General features: G+C 66.2%; 6 protein-coding genes and 1 pseudogene. 1 reads left to right on the top strand and 6 read right to left on the bottom strand.

What is annotated here, in order from left to right:
- The 4 genes and pseudogenes from AB0J64_RS56745 to AB0J64_RS56730 all read right to left on the bottom strand — a co-directional run.
- Nucleotides 1–378, bottom strand: a pseudogene (locus AB0J64_RS56745) (hypothetical protein); the annotation flags it as partial.
- Between the two features lie 129 nt (nt 379–507).
- On the bottom strand, nt 508–873 hold the full coding sequence (locus AB0J64_RS56740; protein ID WP_364046978.1) for a hypothetical protein: 366 nt from the start codon (nt 871–873) through the stop codon (nt 508–510).
- A gap of 25 nt (nt 874–898) precedes the next feature.
- Entirely contained in the window at nt 899–1,720 is an 822-nt protein-coding gene (locus AB0J64_RS56735) for a helix-turn-helix transcriptional regulator (RefSeq protein WP_364046975.1), read from the bottom strand.
- A 160-nt stretch (nt 1,721–1,880) separates the two neighbouring features.
- Nucleotides 1,881–2,411 carry a hypothetical protein gene (locus AB0J64_RS56730; RefSeq protein WP_364046972.1) on the bottom strand — a complete coding sequence of 177 codons (531 nt, stop codon included), beginning with the start codon at nt 2,409–2,411 and terminating at the stop codon, nt 1,881–1,883.
- Nucleotides 2,412–2,661: 250 nt separating this feature from the next.
- Here AB0J64_RS56730 and AB0J64_RS56725 point away from each other — a divergent pair, with 250 nt between their 5' ends.
- Nucleotides 2,662–3,042, top strand: coding sequence for a nuclear transport factor 2 family protein (locus AB0J64_RS56725; protein WP_364046969.1), 381 nt, complete (start codon nt 2,662–2,664; stop codon nt 3,040–3,042).
- A gap of 95 nt (nt 3,043–3,137) precedes the next feature.
- Here the strand turns inward: AB0J64_RS56725 and AB0J64_RS56720 are convergent, their stop codons facing one another.
- Together AB0J64_RS56720 and AB0J64_RS56715 are read right to left on the bottom strand one after the other, a co-directional pair.
- On the bottom strand, nt 3,138–4,145 hold the full coding sequence (locus AB0J64_RS56720) for a hypothetical protein (RefSeq protein ID WP_364046966.1): 1,008 nt from the start codon (nt 4,143–4,145) through the stop codon (nt 3,138–3,140).
- A gap of 241 nt (nt 4,146–4,386) precedes the next feature.
- On the bottom strand, nt 4,387–4,821 hold the full coding sequence (locus AB0J64_RS56715; protein WP_364046963.1) for a hypothetical protein: 435 nt from the start codon (nt 4,819–4,821) through the stop codon (nt 4,387–4,389).
- Between the last annotated feature and the right edge of the window lie 167 nt (nt 4,822–4,988).

Genomic DNA, 4,988 nt, shown 5'->3' with positions numbered 1-4,988 from the left:
ACCAGGCAGCCCGGACTCGATCGGCTGCGCATAGTAGGCCGCGACCGCGCGGTCCGGGCAGACGACCAGGACCGTGACGCCGCAGTCCAGCAGCAGCCACAGCGCGGCGGCGTAGCGGGCGAGCTGCCGGGGAGCCTTGGACTTGTCCTGCTGGATCTCCACGATGATGGCGTGCGTGGGTTCTTGCGGTGGCCCCAAGACGAGGACCAGGTCGGCCTCGATGTCGTCGGAGGGCCGGGTGTTGAACGTACTGTCCTCTGTCCGGATGAGCGAGGTGTCGGGCAGGTCCACATCCAAGAGGTCCCGTAGGATCTCCACCGCTAGTTCGGGGCGGTACTTGAACAGTTTGGTGAGGGCGTCATGTCGGGGGGACGGCATGGCACTTATTGTCACACAGCGAGCACCGAGAGTGACGAAAATTCCTCGATGGAGCCGGTTATCCGCAAATTCGTGGCATCAGTCGTCCACTCCACCACCCATCCAAACCAACGGCGCTCGGCAGGAACGTCATAAGCCGTTGACGAACTGCGTCGCTTCGCTCTGTCCCATGCCGGTCTCGCCGATAACGAGGTGGATGGCCTGGTCGGTGCGCCCTTCCTGCTTGAGACGTCGTACGCGGGTGGCGAGATCTTCCTGGGACCGCCAAGGCTGGGCAGCGGGGGGTGCGGCGAACGTGGGCTGCTGCGGCGCTGGTCCGGATGCGAAACCGTTGGGCGGCGGTCCCATGGGGTGGATCGGCCGGGTCGGTCGGGCGGCTTTGACGATGACGATGACGAGTGCTGCGACGCCGCCTACAACGACGGCCAGCACGACAAGGATGACGAGGAGCTCTACGACGCCGAAGTTCGGCGCCTCGGCTAGCCACACGCTCATGTTTGCCACGTTATCGCGGGTCTGATCACAGCCCTCGCGGAAGAGCTGAACCTGTCGGCAGCGAGGGCCCTCCCGCCGACCGACGCAGGTAATCGGCGGTCTCGGCGTCAGCAGGAAAGAGGGCCTCGACGGCGATCTCATCGAGGGTGACGTCGAAAGCCGCGCCGAACGTCGTGATCGTACTGAAGAAGCAGAGTTCGACCCCGTCATGCTGGAGCCGGATGGGCATGGCGATGTCGGTGGGCCCCGCGGCCGGCGGGTGATCCTCAGTGCCGTACGACCGCAGTTCCTCGTACAACTCGCTCAGTTCGGGGTCCCCCGTGCGGGCCGCCTGGCGGGCGAGGCGAGGCAGCAGGTACGCCCGCACCTGCCCCAGATTCCGCAACCGGGGCGCGAACCCGCGCGGGTCCAGGCCCAGTCGCATCATGTTGACCGGCGGCTCCAGCAATGCCGGATCGACGCCGTCCAGGAAGATCTTCATGGCCGAGTTGGCGAGCAGCACGTTCCAGTGGCGGTCCACGGCGACCGCGGGAAACGGCTCGTGCCCGCGCAGCACCCCTTGCACGGCCTCGTACGCCTTGGCCAGGTCCGGATCCTCCAGCGGACGCCGCTCATAGGCCGGGGCGTACCCGGCCGCGACAAGGAGCCGGTTGCGCTCCCGCAGCGGGACGTCGAGGTGCTGGGCCAGGTGCAGGAGCATGGCGCGGCTGGGCATCGTACGCCCCGTCTCCACGAAGCTGATGTGCCGGCTGGAGACGTCCGCCTGTACGGCCAGGTCGAGCTGGCTCAGGCGACGCCGATGCCGCCACTCCCGCAGCAACTCACCGACCGTGCGATCCCGATGCATCCTCCAGTTGTATCCACCCGTCACGCCGGCCGCATGGCGGCCCGTCCATCACACTCGATCCCGCGGCCGGTAGCGCCCGGCTGTCTTCCGGACATGGGCGGCCGGGCTCGTCCGTCCGGAGCCGGGCCGGCCAGCCGGCCGAGCTCATGTGTTAGACCGTCTATCTGAAGCAGTCCTGCGCGGTCAGCATCAGGGTCACGCCGAGGACCATGTTCTTCGACACGAGGAAGACGTAGGACGCCTTGGGGTTGCCCGGCACGGTGGCGTGGGTCCCGTACAGCGCATTCTGCTTCAGGTTAGGGTAAGCAGCCTTCAACTGCGCGGGGGTGGAGCCTATGCCGATGCCCTGAGGCGTTCTGACGTTGCGGCCGGGCGCGGAGATCGTGACCACGCCCTGCTTCTTCGAGATGAACAACCCCGCCCGGTTGCCGCTGTACCGTCGCTCCTTCAGGTCATAGGTTGAGCACTTGGTGGGGACGTTGATGGTCTTGCGGACGATCAAGCCGGTCGCCTTGGCCTGCGCCTCCGTCATCCCGATCTTGATGCTGCCGTACCCGAACGGCCCTAACATCCTCTTCTGGGCCGTGGAGGCGGCGTTCGCGGCGGGCGCGACGCCCGCCAGCACGACGCCTCCGGCCAGCGCCGCCACGAGCGCCGACCGGCCGATCCGCACGGCTATGGTCTGGTTCATAGTGCTTCCTCCATGATCGTGAATTTGCCACCATAGCTCGAATGCCACAGCCGAGTAGGCGGAGATGCACCGGCGGCTGGCCACAGGACCCGGTCCACTCGAGCGGCCGGCACGCACGCACACACACGCTCGGTCCTGCACCCGCCTGGCGTAGTCATCCCACGGCCCTGCGTCAGGCCCCTCACGTGGGCTTGTCCATTACATGGCGTGTAATCGACAGGGCGAGGGCGTTGCCGCGATGGTGATCCGCATGACGGAGAACAGCGTCACCGAACGCAACAAGGAACTCGTCCTGCGCGGCTTCACGGAGTTCGCGGCAGGCAACATCGAGATACTGCGCACCTTGATCCGGGAGGACTTCATCGAGCACAGCCCGGGAAACCCCTCAGGGCGGGACGCGTTCATCGAGTTCATCGCGAGCTCCCCGGTCGCCAAGTCCCGCCTCGATCTCAAGCGAGTGATCGCCGAGGACGACCACGTGGTGCTGCACTACCGCATGATGCCGCCCGGAAGTGAGCGCGGACTCGCGGTCGTGGACGTGTGGCGGCTGGTGGACGGGCAGATCGTCGAGCACTGGGATGTGGTGCAGCCGGTGCCCGAGCCAGCGGAGATCCCGAACGGGATGTTCTGAGCGGCGTTCTGCGATCGACGCCTTCTTCGAACTCCGCGACACGAGCAGTCTGATCCGGCGGGCCTGATCTCACGCCCGTCGGTGCCATCTCTTGTTCAATGCGGGATGGAGCAGTAGCACGAATCCTGGTAACTCGGCGCCATCAGGTCGAGGCGGTCCGCATATTCGGGTCGGCCAAGATCTCGGTACGCGCGCGCCCACAACGGTTGGAGGTCAGGGAAGTAGCAGCTCGGTCCGTTGACGAACGTGTCTTTGAGCGAGAGCAACGCTGTCGCCGGGTACCCGGCATCGAGCCAGCTTGTGGCGGCGATCAGCTCTGGTTCGAGCGGTGGGCGGTCCGCGACTACCGGGCTCCGATCGGCGTACGCGTCGGCTGGGGCGAGCACGCCGATGCCGTCCGCGCCGGGCTCGTGCCGCCACCCCTCCGGTACGTCAAACACGATGTCGTACTCGGTGTCCTCCCGGACGGTCGTGCCTTCCCACCATGAACCGGGAAAGGTCCGGTCCGGGGCTGGGTGGATGCGGAGTTCGGCGGCCAATCGGTCAACAAGTCTCTGATCCTTGGCACGCGCGTCGATGCGCCACTGGTTCTGGGCGAGCCACACATCTGGGTCGCGCCACGCCGGAGGCTTCGGGACCGGGTTCTCGCGCCACTGCCGCAGGGCCCACGACAGCATGAACTCCAGACCGGTACGGGTATCCGCGCCGATCAGGGTCACGCCGTGGTCATGACCGTTGGCCAGGACAACCGGATGGTCCAGCCGCCCGAGTTCCGGAGCGGGTACCAGCCAGCCGACGTCGCCGCCGTCGCCAAGGGAGCCGAAGGGCACGAACTCCGGGGTGGCGAAGTGCGGTACCGATAGCTGCCGATCCAGGTCCTCGAACTCCGGGTAGGCGTCGCAGCCGTCGGGCGGGCGGGGAATCGCGGTCAGGTCGAACATGAAGTCGTAGTGAGACGTCAGCAGGGTGTAATCGTAGGTTTCATTCTCTTTGCAGAAGTCGTACGCGGCCTGCCAAGCGATGTCGATCAGTATGCGGAGCGCGGGCGGAGTGGGGAACGGGAAGAGGTCGTCAACCCATGGCGGCGCTGTCGGATCGATCATGGCCCAGAGGATACTGACCGACATCACCGCCCGATGTGGCTTCCGGGCGGCAGTTTCACCGCTGCCTGGCCGCCACATGTCATCTCACCAAGAGGGGCGTACGGAGTCAGTCAGCCGGCCATGAGAGGGCAGCGGTCACAGGCACTCCCATCGATCAAGAATGACCGTCTTCGAGTCGCGCGCCTCGGGTATCCAGGCACATCTTCCTGGCGCCGACGACGCCTGATCCACTGGACAGCACCTAATGGCGCTGTGCGTCAGGCTCGCTGAAGAGGTCCTGGAGTGCCTGAGCGGTCACGGCGCGGCTGGTCCAGTGTTCGAGTTGCGCGACATCGGCGCAGGCGGTGATCCGGGCGCGCATGTCGTCTGGGACATCAAAATCACGGGCGGCCAGCACCAGTAGGAGCATCTTGGCCGCCTCCTCCGCTTTCCCCTCCGCCTTGCCCTTGGTTTGGCCTTCTTCAAGGCCACGACCGTAGTGTTCGCGGGCCCAAGGCGTGTAGACCGGCCAGTCGGTGGACATCATGATCTCTTCCATGAGGCGCCGGATATCGGGCGCGGCCATGCTGTAGGCGTATTCAGTGTACTTCGTAGCGTGACGATTGCGAGTGTCAGACAGCGCAGTGGCGAATGCTTCGATCACCTTGCGGTTGCGGCCATGGGCCATGACGGACATGGCCCCGAGCGCTGGGCGAGCGGCGGCGTGCTGAGGGTCGGTGATGACCGGGATGCCGTCCGGGCCCAGAACCGGGCCTGCAGACGGTAACCAGGCAGCCCGGACTCGATCGGCTGCGCATAGTAGGCCGCGACCGCGCGGTCCGGGCAGACGACCAGGACCGTGAC

Source organism: Nonomuraea sp. NPDC049695 (assembly GCF_040674955.1).
GTDB lineage: Bacteria > Actinomycetota > Actinomycetes > Streptosporangiales > Streptosporangiaceae > Nonomuraea > Nonomuraea helvata.
The sequence above is the reverse complement of the archived record's forward strand: the minus strand, read 5'-3'. Positions and strand labels throughout refer to the sequence as shown.